The organism is Paenibacillus sp. FSL R7-0128 (genome assembly GCF_038002245.1).
In the GTDB taxonomy this organism is placed as follows: Bacteria; Bacillota; Bacilli; order Paenibacillales; family Paenibacillaceae; genus Paenibacillus_AQ; species Paenibacillus_AQ silagei.
Map to the genome: position 1 here is coordinate 2,887,350 of NZ_JBBOCD010000001.1, position 22,922 is coordinate 2,910,271.

At 54.2% G+C, this 22,922-nt stretch carries 15 protein-coding genes; 10 read left to right on the plus strand and 5 right to left on the minus strand.

Annotated elements, in window-relative coordinates; genetic code table 11:
• The first annotated feature begins 9 nt into the window (after nt 1-9).
• The 8 genes from NST26_RS11710 (at nt 10) to NST26_RS11745 (ending at nt 11,613) form a co-directional block, all read left to right on the plus strand.
• On the plus strand, nt 10-960 hold the full coding sequence (locus NST26_RS11710) for a carbohydrate ABC transporter permease (RefSeq protein ID WP_036724912.1): 951 nt from the start codon (nt 10-12) through the stop codon (nt 958-960).
• Nucleotides 961-973: 13 nt separating this feature from the next.
• A complete protein-coding gene (locus NST26_RS11715) occupies nt 974-2,230 on the plus strand; it encodes an endo-1,4-beta-xylanase (protein ID WP_445323318.1) in 1,257 nt (418 codons plus the stop codon).
• Nucleotides 2,231-2,467: 237 nt separating this feature from the next.
• The gene (locus tag NST26_RS11720) at nt 2,468-4,141 is read left to right on the plus strand and encodes an extracellular solute-binding protein (RefSeq protein WP_340980839.1); all 1,674 of its coding nucleotides are present in this window, start codon (nt 2,468-2,470) and stop codon (nt 4,139-4,141) included.
• 33 nt (nt 4,142-4,174) lie between these two features.
• A complete protein-coding gene (locus NST26_RS11725; RefSeq protein WP_036724908.1) occupies nt 4,175-5,932 on the plus strand; it encodes a sensor histidine kinase in 1,758 nt (585 codons plus the stop codon).
• Nucleotides 5,910-7,544 carry a response regulator transcription factor gene (locus tag NST26_RS11730; protein ID WP_445323319.1) on the plus strand — a complete coding sequence of 545 codons (1,635 nt, stop codon included), beginning with the start codon at nt 5,910-5,912 and terminating at the stop codon, nt 7,542-7,544. The genes NST26_RS11725 and NST26_RS11730 overlap by 23 nt, the downstream gene beginning before the upstream one ends.
• 148 nt (nt 7,545-7,692) lie before the next feature.
• Nucleotides 7,693-9,399 (plus strand): RICIN domain-containing protein, encoded by a 1,707-nt coding sequence (locus NST26_RS11735; RefSeq protein ID WP_339313696.1) that lies wholly within the window; start codon nt 7,693-7,695, stop codon nt 9,397-9,399.
• 812 nt (nt 9,400-10,211) lie between these two features.
• Complete coding sequence (locus NST26_RS11740; protein ID WP_339313698.1) at nt 10,212-11,378, plus strand: glycoside hydrolase family 27 protein; 1,167 nt, start codon at nt 10,212-10,214, stop codon at nt 11,376-11,378.
• Nucleotides 11,379-11,409: 31 nt separating this feature from the next.
• On the plus strand, nt 11,410-11,613 hold the full coding sequence (locus NST26_RS11745) for a hypothetical protein (RefSeq protein WP_036724896.1): 204 nt from the start codon (nt 11,410-11,412) through the stop codon (nt 11,611-11,613).
• A gap of 147 nt (nt 11,614-11,760) precedes the next feature.
• Here NST26_RS11745 and NST26_RS11750 read toward each other — a convergent pair whose 3' ends face one another.
• Genes NST26_RS11750 through NST26_RS11770 form a run of 5 tightly spaced genes read right to left on the minus strand, consistent with a single transcriptional unit; the run spans nt 11,761 to nt 18,603 of the window.
• Nucleotides 11,761-13,347, minus strand: a complete 1,587-nt coding sequence (locus NST26_RS11750) for a response regulator (protein ID WP_340979184.1) — start codon at nt 13,345-13,347, stop codon at nt 11,761-11,763.
• Nucleotides 13,325-15,085 carry a sensor histidine kinase gene (locus NST26_RS11755; protein WP_340979185.1) on the minus strand — a complete coding sequence of 587 codons (1,761 nt, stop codon included), beginning with the start codon at nt 15,083-15,085 and terminating at the stop codon, nt 13,325-13,327. The genes NST26_RS11750 and NST26_RS11755 overlap by 23 nt, the downstream gene beginning before the upstream one ends.
• A 31-nt stretch (nt 15,086-15,116) precedes the next feature.
• Nucleotides 15,117-15,986 carry a carbohydrate ABC transporter permease gene (locus tag NST26_RS11760; RefSeq protein ID WP_076073683.1) on the minus strand — a complete coding sequence of 290 codons (870 nt, stop codon included), beginning with the start codon at nt 15,984-15,986 and terminating at the stop codon, nt 15,117-15,119.
• 19 nt (nt 15,987-16,005) lie between these two features.
• Nucleotides 16,006-16,917 (minus strand): ABC transporter permease, encoded by a 912-nt coding sequence (locus NST26_RS11765; RefSeq protein WP_051477977.1) that lies wholly within the window; start codon nt 16,915-16,917, stop codon nt 16,006-16,008.
• 39 nt (nt 16,918-16,956) lie between these two features.
• Nucleotides 16,957-18,603, minus strand: a complete 1,647-nt coding sequence (locus NST26_RS11770) for an extracellular solute-binding protein (RefSeq protein ID WP_340979186.1) — start codon at nt 18,601-18,603, stop codon at nt 16,957-16,959.
• A 213-nt stretch (nt 18,604-18,816) separates the two neighbouring features.
• On the opposite strand from NST26_RS11770, the gene NST26_RS11775 reads away from it, so the two are divergent.
• Together NST26_RS11775 and NST26_RS11780 are read left to right on the plus strand one after the other, a co-directional pair.
• Complete coding sequence (locus NST26_RS11775; protein ID WP_340979187.1) at nt 18,817-20,832, plus strand: beta-galactosidase; 2,016 nt, start codon at nt 18,817-18,819, stop codon at nt 20,830-20,832.
• 238 nt (nt 20,833-21,070) lie between these two features.
• On the plus strand, nt 21,071-22,510 hold the full coding sequence (locus NST26_RS11780) for an alpha-L-fucosidase (RefSeq protein WP_340953892.1): 1,440 nt from the start codon (nt 21,071-21,073) through the stop codon (nt 22,508-22,510).
• Nucleotides 22,511-22,922 lie beyond the last annotated feature (412 nt).

Sequence of the window (22,922 nt, forward strand, 5' to 3'; positions counted from 1 at the left end):
ATGGGACTAATGCATGCGACCCGCTTACTGTCGCTCGAACGCTGGAAGAAATGGATATGGTCCTTCGTGCGGCTGACGCTCATTGCAGGCCTGTCGTTCGTGATCCTCTATCCGGTACTCCAGAAGATATCCACGGCCTTCAAGGCCAAGAGCGATCTGTATTCACCGATTGTCGTCTGGCTTCCCGAGAATTACACGCTCGACAATTTCGTCAAAGCGATTGGAATAATGGATTACTGGCAGGCCTTGCTGAATACCTTCACCCTGTCGGCGTTGACTACAATCTTGACCGCCATCTCCTGCGCGCTTGCAGGGTATGGCTTCGCCCGGCTGAAGTTCAAAGGGAGCCAGCTGCTGTTCGCCGGGGTCATATTGACGATCCTGGTTCCGCCGATCACGATTCTGATTCCGGTCTACCTGAATTTGAAGGATTTCAGCCTGATGGGGCTGATTCCGCTCTTAACGGGCGGCAAATCGGTGAATCTGCTCAACACCTACTGGCCGTTTATTCTAACCTCTGCTACGGCGAATTCGCTGAAGGCGGGGCTGTACATTTTCATCTTCCGGCAGTTCTTCCGGGGGATTCCCAAAGAGGTGGAGGAAGCGGCTTATATCGACGGGGCCGGGGTAGGCAAGACCTTCTACCGGATCATGCTGCCTAACGCGATACCGTCCATTGTTACGGTACTGCTCTTCTCGTTTGTGTGGCAATGGAACGACAGCTTCTTCACCACGACTTATCTGACATCCAGCAAGGTGATGGCGACCCAGCTCGGCTCGCTGCCGTATAATCTGGCGATTCTGCTGGAGGACGGCGCCAATTCCAAGGCTGATCCGTTCTACCTCAGCATGGTCCAGGATACAGGGATTCTGCTGGCGATTCTGCCGCTGATCATTATCTACCTGTTCGTGCAGCGGTATTTCGTGGAGAGTATTGAGCGTACCGGGATTGTGGGATAACCGTAGAAGGAGGATGACTGTGCACCAAAAGAACAGAACAAGCACTCCGGCCAGACTGGCCCGGAGTATAGTCTTCGCAGCCGCGCTTCTATGGTTATCCGGCTGCTCCGCTCCTGGCGGGGATGCGGCTCCTGCTGCATCCCCGCCAGGGAATGTAGCGTCATCCCCGGCGGCCTCGCCCGCCGGGACTCCGTCCGCTGCCCCTACAGCTTCGCCTGAAGCTGCGGCAGAAGCTCCGGTGCAGCAGGAGGCTCCGCGGCTGGCGGCAGCCTATGCGGATTATTTTCCTATAGGAGCTGCGGTGGAACCGGACCAATTGGAGGGTCCCGCAGCCGAGCTGCTGAAGCGGCATGTGAACTGGCTCGTGGCCGAGAATGCCATGAAGCCGGATGCGATCGCTCCGGCTGAAGGCACCTTCACCTGGGAACGGGCCGACCGGATCGTCGCCTTCGCGAAGGCGAACGGCATGGGGCTGCGCTTCCACACCCTGGTGTGGCACAGCCAGACACCGGAATGGTTCTTCCGGGATGAAGCCGGCCGGGCGATGGCGGATGAGACCGATGCGGCGAGGCGCGAAGCGAACAAGAAGCTGCTGCTGAAGCGTCTGGACCGCTATGTCACTGCCGTGGTCGGCAGGTATAAGGAGGACATCTCCTCCTGGGATGTAGTGAATGAGGTGATTGAGCCGAATGACCCGGATGGCATGCGGGCCAGCGACTGGTATAAGATTACCGGCACCGAATTCATCGAGACAGCCTTCCGGGCGGCCCGCAAGGCTGGAGGGCCGGAGCTTAAGCTGTATATTAATGATTACGGCACAGATAATCCCGAGAAGCGGGACCGGCTCTACGAGCTGGTGAAGGACATGCTGGCGAAGGGGGTGCCGATTGACGGGGTTGGCCACCAGACCCATATTAATCTGGACTATCCTTCGGTGGAGAGTATTATCGAGTCCATGGAGAAGTTCCATGCCCTCGGCCTTGATAATCAGATCACCGAGCTGGATATGAGCCTGTATGTCTATAACGATCTTAGCGATGTCGGCCCTGTAGTTCCTGAGGATATCCTGCAGCGGCAGGCTACGCGGTACGGCGAGCTATTCGCTGCTCTAAGAGACAGGAAGGAGCTGTTAAGCGGGGTCATGTTCTGGGGCATTGCGGATGATCATACCTGGCTGAGCACGTTCCCGACCGAGCGGACCGAGGCGCCGATGCTGTTCGACAGGCAGCATCAGCCCAAACCGGCCTTCCAGGCGGTCACAGATTTTTAAAAATATAAGAATTTATATGTTGCACACGATAACTTATCCTTCTATTTTCCGCTGAAACGGTACCGTCCTTAAAAAGGACGGCAAAGCCGTTTCCACTTGATTGGTAAAGAACGGGTAAGCCAAACAAGAAATGCACCTTACAATTTCATTATTTTTGCCGGGATAATATAATATTCCGGTAATAAATAATCTTGCAAAGTGAGGTTGCAACTGGTGCCCAAAACAATCAAGAATACAATGGCCTGGACTGTCGCTGCATGCATGGCCGTACAACTGTTAACCGCTTGTGAGAGAAGCAATAACCTTGCGGAGCGTTCTCCGGTTCCTGAGGGACAGCCGGGGAGCGCTTCGTTATATGAAGAGCCGGGTCTAAGCAAATATGATCCGCCCATCCAGCTGTCGTTCGTACGTGAGAACAACGATGCGCTGGAAGAAATACTGAAGGAATTGCCGGGAGAGTCGCTGGAGCATAACCGCTGGACCGAGCTGTATGAAGAGGTGCTCGGCATTAGGGTCACCTATGATTGGACGGAGTGGAGCTCCATCTACTCCCGCAAGCTGGGGGTATCTCTGGCCTCCGGGGATATCCCTGATATTGTGCGGGTGAATGCTTCGCAGCTCAGGGTGCTGAGCAATGCAGGGCTGATCCAGGACCTGAGCGAAGTCTATGACCAGTATGCAACCCCGTTAACCCGCAAGGTGCTGAGCGAGGAAGGAACGGGCCCGTTCGAGACGGTTACCCTTGACGGCAAGCTTATGGCGATCCCGGAGACCAGTTCGTCCATTGAGGGCGCGATGTTCCTGTGGATTCGCACGGACTGGCTGGAGCGTCTCGGCCTGCAGCCCCCGCAGACGATGGCAGAGGTGCTGGCTATTTCGAAAGCGTTTACGCAGCAAGATCCTGACGGTAACGGCAAGCATGATACCTATGGCCTTGCGGTCACCAAATATCTGTGGGACCCGGTCATGGGACTTACCGGGTTCATGGCCGGTTATGGTGCGTATCCCGGAATCTGGATTAAGGACAAGACCGGCAAGCTGGTCTATGGAGGGATCCAGCCGGAGGTCAAGCATGCCCTCCAGGTGCTTCAGGAATTGTACCGGACAGGACAGATTGACAGGGAATTCGCCTTCAAGGACGGGGTCAAGGCCAGCGACTGGATTGAGCATGAGCAGGTTGGAATGATGTATGGGGAGCAGTGGGGCTCCTTCCTCGTGCAGTCCAGCCGTGAGCATAATCCGCAGGCTGAGTGGCAAGCCTTCCCGCTGGTCTCGGAGTCGGGTGCCGCGCCGAAGGTGCCGCTTCCGTTCAGCACCAACCAGTTCCTGGCGGTCAAGCAAGGCGTCCAGCATCCGGAGGCGCTGATTAAGCTGATTAACCTGCATCTGGAGAAGAATTGGGGGGCTACGAGTGAGGTGGAGCGGTACTATAACGCTCCGCAGGCGGTGTGGAAGCTGTCGCCGGTGACGCCGTTTCCAGTGCAGAAGAACCTGGAGGCCTTCCGGGAGCTGGAGACCTTCCGGCGCACCGGCGATGCCTCCGTGCTTCAGGATGAAGCGAAGACGATCCAGAAGCGGATTGCCGCTTACGAGGCCGGAGGTGCGGACAGCGAGACAGGTTGGGGCTGGGAGCGGACGTACGGGCCTTCGGGTGCTTTTTCCATCCTGGACGGGTATGAACGTAAATCTCAGCTGCTCTATGAGAGCTTCGTCGGCGCACCTACAGAGACGATGATCGAGAAGCAGAATATTCTAAATAATCTTCAGATTGATGCCTTTCTTGATATCATTCAGGGCAGACCGCTCAGCGGGTTCGATAATTTCGTGGCACAGTGGAACAAGCTGGGCGGCGAGCAGATTACGGCTGAGGTCAACGACTGGTACGCAGAGAAGGGCGGGAGCAGCAAATGACCGGACCTGAGCAGACGAGTGGAGGCGGTACACATGCTTAAGTTTCCTGCGGTGTCGATGCGCCACACGATTTTTATCCGGATGGTTGTCACTTATCTTGCTATTATTCTGCCGATTCTGCTGCTGGGACTCTACCTCTACAACTGGAGCTACAGGAATGCAAGTCAGGACCTGTCCAGAGCGACCCTGTCGCAGTTAACCTATTATCTGGAGGACCTGAACCGCGAGGTGGAGTGGATGGAGATCCAGCAGTATGATCTTGCCCAGGATACCGAGCTGAACAAGATTGCCGTGACCTGGAATTACATGGACGATGTTCAAAAGCGGGAGAGCCTGAACTACATCACGCAGCGGCTCACCTCCCTGAAGAACAGCAGCGCCTACATCGGCGATGTGTTCGTTCATATCCGTACCATTAATAAAACGCTGTCCGCGATGAACGGCATCGATGATTTTGACAGCAGCAAGTTCAATTTCTTCCGGTCCGTCGATCTCAGAAAAGAAGGCCGGCTGATCAACTGGAACAACTTCCTGGAGCTAAGCGTTACCCAATCCAGCGGCAGGAGGAATGAGCCTCCGCTCTTCATCGTGCAGATTGAGCTGGACAACGAGAAGCTGAAGGATTCGCTCCGGGCGATTAGCGCCTACGAGGAGAGCGGCTCGCTGCTGGTCTCGCGGCTGACGGATTATGCACTCGGTACAGAGAACAGCTCCCCGGAGCTGATTGAGAGCTATCACCAGGCAATCGATGAGGGGAATCTGTACAACTGGGAGCTGGAAGGAATCCGGTATCATATTGACAGCTTCACCTCGGACAAGCTGGGGATGGCTGTGGCCACCTATTTGCCTGAGAAGGCGGTCAAGCGGCCGCTGACCAAGTTCGTGGTCTGGGCCTGGCTGTTCGCGGCGGCGTCCTTCCTGGCGGTGCTGATCTATTCCTACGCAACCTATAAGTTCGTCCAGAAGCCGCTGCTTGTCCTGATCCGCAGCTTCAAACGGATGGAGAGCGGCTCGCTGGATATTCAGATTGACCATGGCCGCAAGGATGAATTCGGCTATCTGTATCTCCGGTTCAACCAGATGCTCAGCCGGCTGCGGATGCTGATTGACCAGGATTACACCCAGAAGCTGATGATGCAGCGGGCGGAGCTGAAGCAGCTCCAGTCACAGATCAATCCGCATTTCCTCTATAACAGCTTCTTCATTCTCAGCGCCCTGGCGAAGCAGGGGGACAGCTCCCGGATTGAGGAATTCTCCGGCATGCTGGGCGAATATTTCCGGTTCATCACCCGTAACGGAGAGGATAATGTCCGGCTTGCGGAGGAGACGCGCCATTCCCGGATGTATACGGAGATCCAGAAGATGCGCTTCTCCAGGCGCATTCAGGTTCAGTTCGATGAGCTGCCGGAAGACATGGAGGAGCTGCGGGTTCCGCGTCTGATTCTCCAGCCGATTATCGAGAATGCCTATGAGCATTGTCTGGAGAAGCAGGCGGAGGATGGGGAGCTGCGGGTTTCTTTTGAACAGGAGGAACGGGAGATTCGCATTATTGTTGAGGATAACGGAAGCGGGCTGACCGATGAACGGATCGAGACCCTGAGAAGGCGGCTGAATCAGAACGGCGGAACGCATGAAGTCACCGGCATGAGCAATATCCACCGGCGTATCCAATTAATCTACGGGGAAGGCAGCGGCCTGTTCCTGGACAGAAGCATGTTAAACGGCCTCCGGGTCGAGATCCGGATTAGGCTGACGGGAGGTGAAGGTCTTGTACAGACTATTGATCGTTGATGATGAAGAGATAATAACAGACGGCTTATACGAGGCGTTCAACCAGCTGCTTCCGGACAAGCTTGATGTCTACAAGGTCTATTCGGCCAAAGCGGCCCTGGAGTGGCTCTCGCGCACCCGGATCGATATTGTGCTGACCGATATCCGCATGCCCGGCATGAGCGGGCTGGAGATGTCTGAGCAAATCCGGGAGTTTTGGCCGCGGTCACGGATTGTTTTTCTGACCGGCTACAGTGAATTCGATTATGCCTATAGTGCACTGCAGCTTCCCGGGGCCCGTTATCTGCTGAAGACCGAGGGTTTCGACAAGATTATTGAGACGGTCCAGGAGGTGCTGCAGGAGATTGAGCAGGGCAATATGCTGAGCGAGCTGCTGGAGCAGTCCAGGGAGCAGCGCGATTCCATGGAGACGGCGGCGCAGGGCGATTATCTCCGCCATCTGCTTCAGGACAGCCAGGCCTTGTGTAAGGATACGGATGCGTTACGTGCAGACTTCAGCAAGCTGGGTATCAGCCTTAATGCGGATACCCCGGTCATGCTCGTTCTTGGACGGCTTACCTACCCGGAGGGCATCTCTTACATGGACCGGCGTGAGCTTCTGACCTCTTCCCGGCTGATCTGGAATTCCCATCTGGCGGAGATGACCCGGCATGCCTGGGTGCTTGACAGGCACGGGGATCTCCTGTGGCTGCTGCAGCCTCTGCACAATGCCGGGGCTGCCTTCGGCGTGAATTTCGCGCGGTATCTGGAGGGGACGCTGGAGATGATCCAGGAATCCTGCCGGCAGACGCTGGGCCTGCCGGTTGCTTTTACGGTCAGCGGCTCGGCCTGTGCCTGGACAGAGACCGGCCGCCATTACGAGCGGCTTCACCGGCTGCAGCAGATGAAGATCGGGGACGGCATCTCCATGGTGCAGATTGACCGCAGCGGTCCGCCGGAGTCTGACGCAGTCCGTGAGACTGGGGTCCGGCTCCAACAGCGGGTGGAGAATCTTGCGGCCCATCTGGATGCCGGACGGCGGGAGCGGTTCGCTGAGACGCTGGAGGAGATCCGGGAAGGCATTCATTCGGGCGTCTCCGTGGAAGAAGCCGCCGAGCTGTATTATACAGTTGCCCTTGTGCTGCTGTCCCATATGAACCGCTCGGAGCTCTACGGCCTTGTCAATGAATATGGCAAGCTGATGCGGCTGGACGAGCATTCTTCCCTGGGGGAGGGCATCTATTATATGGAGAGGCTGGCCTCCGATCTCTTCGAGCGGAGAAGCACAGCCGAGAAGGAACGCTCCTCGGAGGTTATTGAACGGATCTGCGATTATATCCACAGCCATTTGGGCGAAGACCTGTCTCTGGTGCGGCTGGCCGAGCTGCATTATTTCAATCCGTCGTACCTGTCCCGCTTCTTCAAGCAGGAGCAGGGTATTAACCTGTCTGAGTACATTGATCAATGCCGGGCTGTCAAGGCGAAGGAGCTGCTGGGAAATGAAACGCTCAAAATCCGCGATGTGGCGCTGTATGTCGGTTATGAGGCCCACCATTCCTTCACCCGGTTCTTCAAAAAAATGACGGGAATGACACCCCAGGAATACAGGGAGTCTCTGCATGTAAATTTATAATCTGAGTCTATCAACTATAATTTGTAAGTCTATCAACTATAATCACACAGGTTTCAGCCCGTCTCCCCGCAGAGTACAATTCAGATGTATTCGCTTTCATTAAGGCGGCATCCGCCGATTTCACGAAATGAGAAGGAGATGGGTATCTGTGAGAAAAAGGAAGTTAAGCTTATCCATGAAGCTGCTGGTGATGCTGGCCCTGCTGCTGACGCCGATGCAGTCCGGCGGCGGCACTGCAAACGCTTGGGAGGGTTCGCCTGTTCCCAAGCTGCATGTAAGCGGCAATCAGCTGGTGAACAGCAGCGGGCAGCCTGTGCTGCTAAGCGGCTGGCATCAGCCTACCGGGGCTTACTGGACGTATCAGAACAGCAATTATTATCTGAACCGCAACGGCGGGAACCGGCATAAGGCCACTCTGGAGTACCTGAAGGAGATCACGGATACCTTCACCAGCACCTCCGGCAAATACGGCAACAGCCACGGCTGGTACTCGAATCAGGTCCGCCTGTTCATCGACCGGGAGGATATGGGCGATGTCGCGGCAGGAACGTATAACTTCGCGGGCCTTCAGGCAGCTACCCAGAATCTGATCATTCCCTATGTTGAGTATGCAAAGACTAAGGGGCTGTATGTCACGCTGGGGCTGGACTTCACCCTGCTGGACAATAAGGCGACCACCCAGGCCAATCTGGACAAGTTCAATCAGATCTGGGGTTACCTTGCCTCCCAGCCGGGACTCAAGAGCGCGGATAATGTCATGTTCGAGCTGGTCAACGAGCCGGTGCTGAGCGATGTGAACGGACAATGGGGCGGCAATCCCTCCCAGCCTAACTTCGCAGCGTTCTGGAATTCGCTGAAGAACTTCCAGAACTCCATGATCTCCACGATCCGCAGCAAGGGTGCGGATAATGTGATCTGGGCTTCAGGACTCGGCTGGGATCAGCATTATCAGCTGACGGCATCCAGTCCGCTGACTGACCCTCTGAATAATTACGGCTATGCCGTTCACTGGTACCCGGGCTACGGCGCTTATGACAATTTCAACTCGCTTCAGCAGATCTGGGATAGCAGCATCAAGCCTGCTGCCGATGCTTACCCGATCAATATTACTGAAACGACCTGGTTCAAGAACCAGCCGGGCGACTCCGCATATTGGGATCTGTTCAACGGTACGAATGCAGGCTTCGGCAAGAATACCAAAGCGATCTTCACCGCCGCCGGCAATGTCAGCATTGCTGTCCATATGAACGGCTTCCTGCTCGATCCCGGTCCCAAAAGCTCCTTCGCCGATCCGGACGGCGGGCTGCTCTATGACGGCAACGCCACCCGGGACGGCATGGCGCGCTTTATCTTCGAATGGTACTACGAGCGGGCACAGTTCAACCCCTGGAACGGGGTGTGGAACGGGGTCACCAACAATGCGAAATATAAGCTGATCAACCGGGCGTCAGGCAAAGCGATTGACGTTCCGAACGGGCAGAATACGAACGCCCTTCAGCTCCAGCAGTGGCCGGAGAACACGGCGCTGGCTCAGCAATGGACGGTTACGGATATGGGCACGTACAATAATATTTACCGGCTGCGCAGCGTGAATTCTTCCGACAATAAGGTGATGGATGTGCGTAACGGCACGAAGAATAACGGCGAAGCCATCCAGCTGATGCAGGATTTGAACAACACCGCCCAGCAGTTCCGTCTCATCAAGCTGAGCAACGGCTACTGGAGCATTCTTAATGTGAACAGTAACAAGGCAGTCGAAGTCACAGGAGCCTCCACCGCAGACGGCGCGAAGCTCCAGCAGAACCTCTACCGCGGCGATCTGCACCAGCAGTGGAAGCTGGTTCAGGTGAACTAAAGCTTTATGGTAAGAGCCCCCTTATCCATCTGCAGGGCGGTCCGGGACAGTACCGGATTGCCGCGCGGGGTGAAGGGGGCTTTTTTGAGCGTGCGGGAGGCGCGAGTGCCGAATGTAGTCGAAAAACCGATTACATTGGGCAGGATGGAGGCGCGTGGGCGAAAGGTAATCGAAAAACCGATTACATTCGGCGTGTGGGAGGCGCGTGGGCGAAAGGTAATCGAAAAACCGATTACATTCGGCGCTGCGGAGGCGCGTGGGCTCAATGTAATCGAAAAACCGATTACATTCGACGCTGCGGAGGCGCGCGGGCGAAAGGTAATCGGAAAACCGAATACATACGGCGGGCGAGGAGGTGTGGAGGACGGATGGCGAAGGCTGGAGTGCCGGGCGCAAAGGTGTGGAGGGAAACAGTTGCCTTTTATACACTTACTGGTGAACAAAAGGCTCCTCCTACGGCAATGGTTGGATAAACAACACTTAATTTTGCGCATTTCCACTAAAGTGACGAAATCAAACCCATTAGATGCTCTTTATCCACTTGCTCCCGCCTAATCCTGAGAATACGGAAAATTAAGATACCCTTTTCCATCTATGTCTAGAAGTGGAGACGGATCAAGCAGTTTTGATGGCGGCTAAGGAGGCAGATAAGCATCACACTCAAAAGCAACATTTGTCGATATGAAAGCAACGTCAAGCTATAGAATGCAAGGCCCCAGTATGATTAAATACATAAAGAATACAGCATTTATGCAGATGACTACTAGCTGGTAACTATTTATTTAATGATGGACTCGAAAGGATGAATACGAATGATGGACAAACAGCAACAGCTTGGCTTAACGCCGCCGATGGGATGGAATTCATGGAATACTTTTACTTGGGATATCAATGAGCAATTGATCCGGGAAGCGGCCGATACGCTGGTGGCGGACGGTTATAAGGATGCAGGGTACGAATACATTGTGATTGACGACTGCTGGAGCCTGAAGGAACGGGACAAGGATGGCAAGCTGGTGGCCGATCCGGACAAATTCCCGAACGGAATGAAGGCGGTTGCAGATTATATTCACTCCAAGGGACTGAAGTTCGGCATGTACTCTTGTGTGGGAACGCATACCTGCGCCGGGTATCCGGGCAGCTTCGAGCATGAATTCCAGGATGCCGCATCGCTGGCGGAATGGGGTGTAGACTTCCTGAAGTATGACTACTGCTTCAAACCCAGACATATGTCGGGGGAGCTGCTGTATAAGCGGATGAGTCTCGCACTTAAGAACTGCGGAAGAGACATTCTTTTCTCCGCATGTAACTGGGGTGAAGATAACGTCTACCAGTGGATTCGTGAATCCGGCGCGCATATGTACCGTTCCACCGGCGATATCCAGGACAGCTGGGAATCGATCAAGACGCTGGCGCTGTCACAGCTTGATAAAGCCGCCTACACCGGGGCCTACTGCCATAACGATCTGGATATGCTGGTAGTCGGCATGTACGGGGGCAGCAACAGCGACTTCATCGGCAGCCAGATCGGCGGCTGCACGGATGTGGAGTACAAGACGCACTTCTCGCTGTGGAGCCTGCTGGGCTCTCCGCTGATGATCGGCAGTGACATCCGCAAGGCGAATGAGGCCACCAAGAACATTCTGCTGAACCCGGATCTGATTGCCATCAACCAGGATATCGAGGGCCGCGGAGCTTACCGCATTAAGCCGGAGCCGCAGTGGTTCCATACCAATGAAGTGTTCATGCTGGTAAAAGTGTTGGCAGACGGAGACCTGGCCATCGGGTTCTTCAATCTGAGTGATGGTCAAAGAGAGATGTCGCTGCAATTCTGGGATTTCGGGCTTCCGTATGCCTCCGGCAAATCGCTGTCCCTGTATGACTGCTGGGAGCACAAGGAGCTTGGGGTGTTCAGAGAACGGTTCGCTCCGGTCGTTCCAGCCCATGACTGTCTGATCGTGCGGGCGAAATTGGTCTGATTGGTCTAGAGATAAGAAAGAAGAGAAGCGTATGAGCATGAACAGAACCTGCAGACAATGCGGGGTCCCTCTGATGACGGATGATGTGGCGATTTACCTGAAGCTGGTCACGCGCAATGCCCAGGATTTCCTGTGTATCGACTGTCTTGGCGAGCAGCTGAAATGCGGACGCGAGCCGATTGAGCGGCTGATCAAGTATTTCAGGGAATCGGGGAAATGCGTGCTGTTCCGTTAGTCACCGGAAGACAGCAGCGGACAGACTGCTGCGGACCGCGTGCTTGCCGGTAGGGGGTTTTTCGCATATATAGAACGACAAAAAGCTCACCGTCAAGGCGATTGCCTCTTTGGTGGGCTTTTTGGCCCGGAATTACCGGGAGCGTAATTAGAGAAGCGTGCTCTCCCTGAATTCCTGGGGGGTGACGCCAAAATGCTCCTTGAAGACTTTGATGAAATACGTGGGGTTCTTGTATCCCAGGCGGTTCGCTACTTCATAAACTCTGTATTTACTGTCCTTCAGCAAGAATACAGCCTTCTCCATCCGCAGCCGCAGCAGGTAATCGGACAGGTTCTCTCCCGTCTCCCGCTTGAAGACCTTGGATACATGGGTTGGATGCATATACACATATTCGGCGATAGCCTGAAGGGAGACATCCTCCGACAGATGCTCCTGTACGAATTGATGAATCTGCGCGACAACGGAGTGACGGGAGGCGGACAGCTCGGTGTTCATCTCATGCTGCAGCCTGTCCAGCAAGCCCGTTGCCCAATATTCCAGCTCTCCGATGCTCCTGATATCAAGCGGCGTATGCAGGCGGTAGTCTGTCAGCAGACCGCCGTTCTTATGCACAAAGTAGGAGAACGCGGACTTCAAGGCGTAAACAATCTCCGATAAATGCTCATACGAGCCGCTATACTTCGTACCCCATTCCTGCAACACCACATGCAGCTTCTCTCTTGCCGCCTCCCAGTTCCCGGCCTCAAGCAGATGCGGGAACAGGGGAGGAGAGTAGAGGGAAGCGACCACCAGAGAGGCCGGTTTGACATTATGACCGCCGAGCTGGACTACGAAGTCGTTGTCGTAGCCGATCTGCGAGCGGACCGTGGCGACGCAGCGCTGATACAGCTCCTCCACACTGGCAGGAAAGGTCCCGGAAGGGGAGAGAATGACCGAGATCGTCAGATGCAGCAACCGGCTGACAATCTGCCTCATCTCATCCGCGGTCTGCTCCAGTTGACGTCCCCTTGCATCCCCGCCGCCATTCACAATGAACAGAAGATGGCCGTATACATCCTCGCAGCTCCAGCTTTTGAAGTGCTGGGACACCAGCTCCTCCACAATATTGGTAACGGCGAAGCCCGGGAGTGACATATCGGACGGATCGTAGCGCTTCTGCGGGTCCTCGATGCGGATCAGAATCAGGGAGATCGTATCACCTAATCCGATTGGAAGGCCGTATAACTGGAGCTGCTCTGTCAATTTGCGTTCAGTCCACATGCGTCCCTGGATCAGATGGTTCAGCAGGTTGGAGCGCAGGATAGGCAGATTGCGGTGAACCATCGCCTGGGACTGCACATAGGCGTTCATCTGCTCCCGCTCGGCCTGCAGCCCGCAGGCCGCTTCAGAGACGGCAGCGAGCAGTTCCTCATCCTTCACAGGCTTGAGGAAATAATGAGCCGCCCTAGCTTTCAGCCCCTGCTGCGCATATTCAAATTCTGCATGGCCGGTAAGCAGAATACAGACCGTCTGAGGCCAATTCTGCTTGACCGCCCGGATCAGCTCAATGCCGTTCATGCCGGGCATACGGACATCGGTTACCACAATGTCTGCGGCGTTCTTGTTCATCTGCTCCATAGCCTGCTTGCCGGAATAGGCTGAGAATACGCTGGTAATGCCAGCCGTCTCCCAGGCAATGCTTGCGGTCATGCTCTCCACTAAGTGCTCTTCATCATCCACGATTAACAGCTTCATCCTCCACCGCCTTCTCTGTCCAGTACAGCTCTACCCGCAGTCCCGATGCCGCATTGACCGACAGCCTCACCCCTGAATCCGCTCCGTACCGGAGCTGGAGCCGCCGGTGCACATTCAGCAGGCCGCAGGCTTCCGACCGTTCGCCATACCGGTTCGTGAGCAGCTTCTGTAGCTCCTGAAGCCGGACGGTGGTCATGGAGCCACCGTTGTCGTCTACAATCAATGAATACCCGTTGCCGTCCAGGCTCCCGGTAATCGTTACTACTCCAACGCCCTCCAGGGCTTCAATCCCGTGAATCAGCGCGTTCTCGACAATCGGCTGGAGAATCAGCCGGGGAACTTCAAGGTCCCGCATGAGGTCCGCCACCTCGATGCTGTAGCGGATGCGGCTCATCCGCATCCGGTGGATGCTGAGGTAATCGGCAGCATTCTTCAGTTCATCCGCCAGCCTCACCGCCTGATTCTCCACCCGGGTCGTATAACGGTAATAATCGGACAGGTGATAAGCCATTTGCAGCACGGCATCCTTACGTTCCAGCTTGGTCATGCTGATCACGTAGGACAGGCTGTTATACAGAAAATGGGGATTAATCTGTGATTGCAGCTGCTTCAGCTCAGCTTCATGCGTGAGCAGCTGCTGCTCCAGCACATTCTCGATCAGCTGCTGGATTTGCGCCGACATGTCATTGAATCTCGATACAATGAGCCGGAACTCGTTGTTCGCCTGAAGCGGAATTCTGGTCTTGTATTGTCCCATCTTGATGAGTTGCACCCCTCTGACCAGAGCGCGCAGCGGGACCTGAACATTGCGGTACAGCAGCCACGATAAGGCAATGCCTACGATGAGGATCAGTCCGAGGACCAGATAGGCGAACCGGTTGGTCACCCTAAGTGGCGTCAGAATCTCGGATAAAGGCACAAGGTTAACCACATACCCGTCCAGCACCTGCACATCGGAATAAGACAGAAGATAGGAAGTTCCGCTGACATCCAGAGTAATATTGCCCTCATGCGCCAGCTGCGTCCGCTTCAAGACGGATACAGCCTCCTGGAGAAGCTCAGGCGGGCAAGAGGGCGTGGATAAGAAGATGTCATCAGGTTTATAAAAAAGCGCTTCCCCAATTCCCTGCGATTGAAACTGCTCCAGCATCCGGATTACGTTGTTCATGTGAAAGCTGATTTCAATGATCGAATTGGCTCTGGCGATGCCGCTGCTGGACTGGTAGGGCTCAAAGGTCAAGTGGATGACCGTGCCCTGTTTATTTCCATGATCGTCATCCATAATGAAATTCCAGTTGTCCTTGCTCAGCCGCTGAAGACGTTCCAGATCATAGGAGGTTCCGTTGACCGTAGATATGGTCTGCCCTGAACGCGGCGAATAGACCGTGATTTCATTGATCCATTCCGTCGAGGCGCTTTGCAGATACAGCTTATCCTGAATGAGCTTTTTGCGGCTGATTTGTTCGTAGTAGCTGGAATTCAGCAAGGACAGGTCCTGAAATTCAATGACGTTCGGATCACGGATCAGGAGGTAGGTGAAGGTCTCCAGCTGAGTAATAATATTGTCCATCTGTGTGGCTAAGGTAGATAACCGGCTGATGCCTGATTGTTTGATTTGGCCGGTAATCACGTTCTCGTTGACTCTGTTCGAATAGACCGACAAGATCAGAACCGGCAGTAACAATATAACCAGCGAGCCGACCAGCTTGGAGAAGAGACTGCGATCCTTGTTGCCCATCTGCTTCTGACTCCTAAGTTTTGTGCTTATCTTATTCTTTAACCGCGCCCATCGTCAACCCTTGTACGAAGAACCTCTGCAGGAACGGATAGACGAGCAGGATCGGCAATGCTCCTATCAGGATTTGCGCAGAACGCACCGTGCGTTCCGACAGAATTTTCAGCTGACTGGGGTCAATGTTCGTGTTGCGCATGTCGCCGCTCTGAATGATCGTCTGCAGAAATGTCGCCAGCGGATACTGCCGGTAATCGGTCATATAGATCAGCCCGTCAAACCAGGAATTCCAGTGCCAGACCATCGAGAACAAGGATAAGGTGGCCAGGGAGGGAAGCGACAAGGGAAGATAGATCGTGATCAGAGACCTCAGATAACCCGCTCCGTCAATGCTTGCCGCCTCCTCCAGCTCTTTGGGAATGGCGCGGAAGAATTGCATCATCAGAATGGTATTGAACACGTTCACCGCAGACGGCAGAATCAGGACCCACAGCGTGTTGGTTAAATGAAGCTGCGTGATCAGCAGATAGGTTGGAATCAGGCCGCCGTTGAACAGCATGGTAAAGACAAAAAACCAGGAGTAGAAGCTTCTGCCGTAAAATGAGCGCGAAAGGGTATAAGCGGCGGTAACGGTCAATGCCATAGACAGCAGGGTTCCGGCGAGCGTTCTTTCCACAGATAGAATTAGGGAACGCAGAAACAAGGGATTCGTAAGCGTCCTGGAGTAGGCTTCAGCCGTGAAGCCGACCGGCCAGAAAAACACCTGATTAGCCGTAGCCGCCGCGCTGGAACTGAAGGATACGGCCGCTACGTGCACAAGGGGAAGAATACATAATATAGCCAGGACTGCAAGAAGCACAGTGTTGAGCACTGTAAACCAGCGGTAAGAGATTGTTTTCCGATACATAGATTCCGCCTGCCTTTACTCAAAAGATGCGATAATTTCCGAACCGGTAGGCCAGCCGGTAAGCCGTAACGATCAGGATGAAGCTGATGACCGATTTGAATAAGCCGACGGCGGTCGCGAAGCTGAAGGAGCCGTTCATGAGACCTACCCTGTAGACAAAGGTATCGATAATATCCCCTTCCCGATAGACCAGCGGGTTGTACAGGTTGAAGATCTGGTCGAAGCCCGCATTCAGGATATTGCCCAGCGCCAGTGTTCCCACAACCAGGATAACGGGGACCAGCGCGGGCAAGGTGACATGGAGCGTCTGCTTGAACCGGCCTGCGCCGTCGATCTCGGCGGCTTCATATAGCGACATATTGATGCCGCTCATGGCAGCGAGATAGATAATCGCGGCGAAGCCGAACTCCTTCCAGACATCACTGACCACTACGGTGATCCGAAACCAGGTTCCGTCTCCAAGGAAAAATACAGTATCGGCGCCAAGGAGCGTCAGCAGGTGATTGACGATGCCTTTATTGCCGAGGATATCCGTCAGAATCCCGCCCAGAATCACCCAGGACAGGAAGTGCGGGAGGTACACGAGGGTCTGCACAAACCGTTTGAACAGCAGGGCGCGAACCTCATTCAGCAGCAAGGCAAAGAGGATCGGGACTATAATGTTGGCCGTAATCTTAAGCGAAGCGATGAGCAGGGTGTTATAAATGACCTGTACACTGTCAGGATAAGTAAACATATATTGAAAATGCTCGAAGCCAACCCATGGTGAATGCAGGAACCCAAGCCGGGGCTTGAAGTCCTGAAAAGCCATCAACAGCCCCGCCATAGGCGCATAATTGAAGATCAGCAAACAGATTACAGATGGCAGTATGAGCAAATGAAGAGGTAGCTGGCGAGTAAATCGCGTCTTGCTCTTCTTCCATTCCATCATCCGGACAACTCCTCTATAGGTTCATTTGGCAAAAGTCTTCTATTGGTTAAGCGCCTGATACCACTCGTTCACCTCTTTGGTAATATCATCTCCGCCGGAGGACTTCCATTTCTCCACGAAGCTGTCGAACGAATCCGGCGATTCTTGCCCGTAAATAATTTTCAGGAAGGCTTCGCTTTCCATTTTGCGGAGCAGCTCCCCCTTTTGGGCCATGGTTGCTGTTGGAGGTCCGGTGTATTTATCGAAAACGGAGGCTTCGTCAATGTAAGTCTGCAGTACGGCGGCAGCCTCTGCCCATTTCTTCGGTCTGGCTGAGAAATACATTTCGTAAGGGGTCTCAGGTGTTTTTCCCTGGCCGAGCTTGGCCATGACCTCCAGCTCCTTTTTGGGAGTCTGAATGTCGTTGCCGTAGATGGTGTATTTCTTCACATCAATCCATCCGCCCGGGATTTTGTCCTGGTCATAGACCGGTTTGCCGTCCACGATGACATAGTCGTAGCCCTCAGCCCAGCCGTTGGCTAGCTCAGAGGAAGGATCGTAGAAGCCGGGTCCCATGATGGCGTCCAGATAGTTGAAGAAGGCCTCCATATATTTGAAATCCTTGTTGAAATAGAAGCGGACGGAGGATTGCGGTTCACTGCCAAAGCCCATTTTGCCGTCAATGCCTGCAGGAATGGGAACCGGAACATAATCAAAGGTCATATCCGCACTGAACGGATAGGAAGCCATCCAGGTCGGGCCGAAGACCATGCCGGATTTGCCCTGGACAAAGCTCTCCGCCGCCTTGGCTTCATCCATAATCCCGGCGTCTTTATCCAGATAGCCTTTATTCATCCATTCGCTAAGCTTAATCAGTCCTTCCTTGACTGTAGGCTGAACAGATCCGTACTGAAGCTTGCCGTCCACACCCTCTGTCCAATACGTAGGGATAGCGGCTTGTCCGAACAGGAAGTCGCTGGATACCATGAAGGTGTCCTTCACGGCCGTGACGCCTTTTTTGAGCGACAGGGATAATCCGAGGGTGTCCTTGATCCCATTGCCGTCGGGATCGCGGTTGACGAACGCATCCATTACAGCATCCATATCCGCGATAGTCTTGGGCGCTTGCAGACCTAACGTATCCAGCCAATCCTGGCGAATCCAGAGCACGCTGAAAGAGCTGTTGGCATTGAAGGTGGGCAGGCCGTAATGCTTGCCGTCATAAGTAACCGTATTCCATATTTCAGGGTACTGGGCATACAGATCCTTAAGCCGCTGCGAAGCGTACTTGTCAAAGGCCTCGTCGATATCCATCACCTTGCCGGAATCAACGACCTGATTCTCAAGCGTCGGATCGTTCAGGGTGAAGACATCCGGCAGCTTCTCGTTTGAATTGAGGAGTAGACGGAGTTTGGTGGTGTAGGCATCTCCTGTTCCCACGGTCCAATCCACCTTGAAGTCAATGCCGAATTTCTCCTTAGCCCATTTGGTGTGGACATTGTTCTCGATGGTTTCCCCGTTCTTGAATTTGTTGTCGGAGCCGACCACACGGCCTAAGGTAATCGTAGCCTCTTGTTGCCCGGTATTTCCCTGATCCCCCTGTGCAGCCTGACCCGGATCAGAGACCGCACTGCAGCCGGCAACAGCTGTCAGCATGACTCCGGCCACAAGGGCGATAGACGCCTGCTTCGCAAACCTTCTCTTCATGTATTGACCTCCCTGTATGTGATGCTGTTTAGTATATCGCTCAGGGGACCGAGGCATAAATAACAATATTGCGAGATTCATGCAAATATATTGGCCGTTCGAATTTACTTTCATTTTATTATATATATTGATTAATTTATTATATTTCATATTATCAATGAAGCATTTAATATAGTTTGTGTATTTTACTATTTTTATATGGCGGTGATTGGATTGTTGTATGCAGGAGCGAATTACCATCCGCATGACTGGCCCCGGGAGAGATGGGCACAAGATATTGAATGGATGCGGGCAGCATCCTTTAACGTTGTCCGGCTGGGGCATTTGTGCTGGGACAGCTTTGAGCCCTCTGAAGGAAACTTTACGTTTGAATGGTTCGATGAGGTCATGGATCTGTTTCATAAGGCGGGTATACAGGTTGTTCTAGATATCGCAACCCGTCCGGCGCCGACGTGGCTCCACAAGAAGTATCCGGCGATTGACCGGACCGATACAAACGGCATCCGTATGGAAGCGCAAACACGCTATATGGAGGATATCGGCCACCCGGCCTTCCAGGAATACGCGTATAAGTTCGCCGAGGTACTGGTATGCAAGTACCGGGACCATCCGGCCCTGTATGCCTTCGGGCTGTGCAACGAGCTGGGCTCAGGAGCGCCTTCTTATTCCAGAGAAGCCAGGGACCGCTTTGAAGCTTGGCTGAAAGGCAAGTATGAGACGGTAGAACAGCTGAACCAGGCGTGGACTACCCAGCGCTGGTCCCGTAAATTGAGCAGCTTCCACGATGTCGTGCTTCCGGTCTCCGGCCAGATTCAAGGTGCGCCGGAACGGGTGCTGGATATGTGGCGTTTTTATTCCGATGAAGTTCTGGCCTATATGCAGGGTCTGAGCCGGATTGTCAGGCAGTTCGCGCCTGAAGCCAGGGAATCGACGAATCACTGGTCAGAGAATCCCGGCTACGGGTTCGATTATCTGAAGCAATATGAGGAGATCATTGATCTCCCCGGTATCGGGTTCTATCCCGGCACCAATCCCGAGGACAGACGGGCTTTGACCGCCGCCTGCTTCTTCATGGATCACCGCATTGGCGAGCTTGACCAGCCGATCTGGTGCCTTGAATTCCAGACCGGCGACTTCGGAGGCTACGCATCCCCGCGCCTGGCCATGAGAATGTATGCCTATCTCTCGCTTGTTCACAGGGCTCAGGCTGTCTGTGCATGGACCTGGCGGACGATGCTGGGCGGCGAGGAGCAGTATGTATTCGGTCTGGTGGATCATGACGGGACGCCGGGCTGGAAGTATGAGGAGTTCAAACAAATCGCGGAGGAATTCAAGCTGCTGCAGGAACGCGGGCTTCCCAGACAGACCTCTCCGCAGATCGCCATCGCCTACTCGTACGAGAGCTTGAAGGTGATGGACGGCAACCGGAGCTTCTACAAAACCGATTATACCCGGCAAGTCCTGGAGGCCTATGAGGCTATTGAGCGGGCCAATCTGGACTGTAATATTGTGAATCTGCGCAATATGCAGAAGGATTACAGCATCCTGATCGTGCCGGGACATGCCGTCATGGATACAGCCTCTGCGGCAGCCATTTGCACCTTCGTTGAGGCAGGTGGCACCGCTGTGATGACGGCGTATTCTGCGAAGGTCAATGAGCATAACCGCGTGTTCGACACCCCGATGCCCGGCGGGCTAAGCGATGTCTTCGGCATCCGCAGCGGAGCCTTTATGAGAACCAGAAGCCATACGCCTTCGGAGAATGCCGGAGGTCTTGAGAAGACAGAGCTTCACCTGGAACGGGAAAAACCCGCTATTCTGCTCGGGGAGCAGGAATATCAGCCTGCTATTGACTATTACGAAATACTGGAAGTCCGCACGGCCGAGGCGGTGGCTTCGTTCACGAATACACTTGAGAAGTCTCCCGCAGTCACGCGGAACCGTTACGGCAAGGGAGAGGCGATCTATGTCGCGATACCGGCGGATGCTGATTTTCTTGGTCCACTGCTGGATATGCTGTACCCGGCACTCGGTATTGAGAAAGGCCCGGTTACCCCTTCTGGCGTTGTCGCACGCCGCCTGGAAGACGGCTCTTTACTCTGTGTGAACACCACCGGTACAGAGCAGACCATACAGCTGGAGAGGGAGGCATCCGGGCTGCTGTCCGGCAGCCGCTTCGCGGATTCGCTGACTTTGGGCGCTTATGAGGTAGAGCTGGTAACGTACTAGATAAGAAGCACTAAATAAATAAACAAAAAGCAAAAGGAGCGGAGGGGAAATTTGGAACTGTAGGAGCGGTAGCGACCGCCTTTGTCAACGGATTTCACCCGCGAACAGCGGTTCAAAATCAAGAAATCTGGTGACAACAGCGGCCGGAAGTCCAAATGTTCACCGCAGTGACGACGAAGCTTCAAGTTCAAATCTTAAGTGCGTCTTATATAGACTACTATCAAAGGGGAGCATAGGGATGAATGATAATATCAGAATCGCAGCGCAAGTAGTACCTTCTCCACGGCAGCTGGCCTGGCAGGAGCTGGAATTCTATTCATTTATACATTTTGGAATCAATACGTTCACCGATAAGGAATGGGGGCTCGGCGACGAAGCACCGGCAATCTTCAATCCCGAAGAATTTGATGCCAAACAGTGGGTGGAGGTGTGTAAATCGGCGGGAATGAGAGGCTTGATCCTGACCTGCAAGCATCATGACGGCTTCTGTCTCTGGCCCAGCAGCCATACCGGGCATTCCGTGAAGCACAGTCCATGGCGTGATGGCCAAGGCGATATGGTACAGGAGGTAGCGGATGCCTGCCGTGAGGGAGGACTGAAATTCGGGGTGTACTTGTCTCCGTGGGACCGCCATGACAGCCGGTACGGGACTTCGGAGTATAACGAATATCTCAAGGATCAATTACGTGAGCTGTTAACCGGGTACGGGGACATCTTCTGCGTCTGGTTCGACGGTGCATGCGGTGAAGGTCCGAATGGCTTGAAGCAGGTCTATGACTGGGACGGATATTATGAGGTGATCCGGGAGCTGCAGCCGGGCGCGGTGATCTCCGTATGCGGTCCGGACGTCCGCTGGTGCGGCAATGAGGCCGGCCTTACCCGTGAGTCTGAGTGGAGTGTCGTTCCGGCAGAGCTGCAGGATTGCGAGAAAATCCAGGAAGAGTCGCAGCATGTGGACGACGGCGAATTCGCCAGACGCAGCAACTCCCGCGATGAGAATCTGGGGAGCCGGGAAGCCATCGCCGGGAAGGAGCTCGTCTGGTATCCGGCGGAAGTGAATACCTCGATCCGGCCCGGCTGGTTCTACCACGCTGCTGAGGACGACCAGGTCCGCAGCCTCGAAGAGCTGCTGGACATCTATGATAAGTCGGTTGGCGGGAACTCGACGTTCCTCCTCAATCTTCCGCCCGACAAGCGCGGTCTCATTCATGAGAACGATGCCCGGCGAATGGCCGAGCTGGGAGAGGTGATCCGGTCCACCTTCGAGTATAATCTGGCTGCGGGGGCTCAGGCCGCCGCAACGGAGACAATGTCGGAGAACAATGCTGCCAGCCGAGTATTGGACGGGAATAAAGATACATTCTGGTGCCCGGAGGAAGGTACGGAGCAGGCTTCCATTGAGATTGATCTGAAGGCGGAGCAGTCCTTCGATACGATCGTGCTCAAGGAGCATATCCAGTCTGGCCAGCGTATCGAACAGCTTCATCTGGAATATCTGGACGGAGCTACCTGGAGAAGGTTCAGTGAATGTACAATCGTCGGACATAAGCGCATTCTCAAATTCCCGGAGGTTACAGCAAGGCATATCCGCCTGACCATTGATAAATCACGCTGGTGCCCGACCTTATCCGCATTTGAAGTGTATCTGAGCGCGGTGGAGAGCTGTCTCAAGCGTTAAAAGACAATAAAAGAAAACACCCCTTTCGTGTTGTGCGTGAAGCTTGGAACAGTATGAGCAAGGACGTGAATGTGGCCGGGATTGCGGGTGGGACTATGGCTGGTATGGCTGAGAATGTGGCCGGAACTTAGCAGTTGGATTTTCTCCACTTGCTTAGGGATGGAGCAGGCCTTGTCAGGAGATAGTTGGAAAAACAACACTTAATTTGCTGCCAAACGATCAGAACAGGGGAAATGCGCGAAATTAAATGACATTTATCCAATTGATTTCCTCAGAAGCTTCCAACCTTCCAAATTAAGGTACGTTTATCCAACTAAAACCTGGGGCTCTTTAGCAAAATAGCAGTAGGTGTACGAGAAGCTACAGTAGAACCGAAACAAGACCGGAAGCAGCAGAGCAGCGATTCTCCACG

What these genes read in the sequence shown, in the direction of transcription:
- NST26_RS11710 (WP_036724912.1), top strand. Translation starts at nt 10, where the DNA reads ATGCATGCGACCCGCTTACTGTCGCTCGAACGCTGGAAGAAATGGATA.
- NST26_RS11715 (WP_445323318.1), top strand. Translation starts at nt 974, where the DNA reads ATGACTGTGCACCAAAAGAACAGAACAAGCACTCCGGCCAGACTGGCC.
- NST26_RS11720 (WP_340980839.1), top strand. Translation starts at nt 2,468, where the DNA reads ATGGCCTGGACTGTCGCTGCATGCATGGCCGTACAACTGTTAACCGCT.
- NST26_RS11725 (WP_036724908.1), top strand. Translation starts at nt 4,175, where the DNA reads ATGCTTAAGTTTCCTGCGGTGTCGATGCGCCACACGATTTTTATCCGG.
- NST26_RS11740 (WP_339313698.1), top strand. Translation starts at nt 10,212, where the DNA reads ATGATGGACAAACAGCAACAGCTTGGCTTAACGCCGCCGATGGGATGG.
- NST26_RS11745 (WP_036724896.1), top strand. Translation starts at nt 11,410, where the DNA reads ATGAGCATGAACAGAACCTGCAGACAATGCGGGGTCCCTCTGATGACG.
- NST26_RS11750 (WP_340979184.1), bottom strand. Translation starts at nt 13,347, where the DNA reads ATGAAGCTGTTAATCGTGGATGATGAAGAGCACTTAGTGGAGAGCATG.
- NST26_RS11755 (WP_340979185.1), bottom strand. Translation starts at nt 15,085, where the DNA reads ATGGGCAACAAGGATCGCAGTCTCTTCTCCAAGCTGGTCGGCTCGCTG.
- NST26_RS11760 (WP_076073683.1), bottom strand. Translation starts at nt 15,986, where the DNA reads ATGTATCGGAAAACAATCTCTTACCGCTGGTTTACAGTGCTCAACACT.
- NST26_RS11765 (WP_051477977.1), bottom strand. Translation starts at nt 16,917, where the DNA reads ATGATGGAATGGAAGAAGAGCAAGACGCGATTTACTCGCCAGCTACCT.
- NST26_RS11770 (WP_340979186.1), bottom strand. Translation starts at nt 18,603, where the DNA reads ATGAAGAGAAGGTTTGCGAAGCAGGCGTCTATCGCCCTTGTGGCCGGA.
- NST26_RS11780 (WP_340953892.1), top strand. Translation starts at nt 21,071, where the DNA reads ATGAATGATAATATCAGAATCGCAGCGCAAGTAGTACCTTCTCCACGG.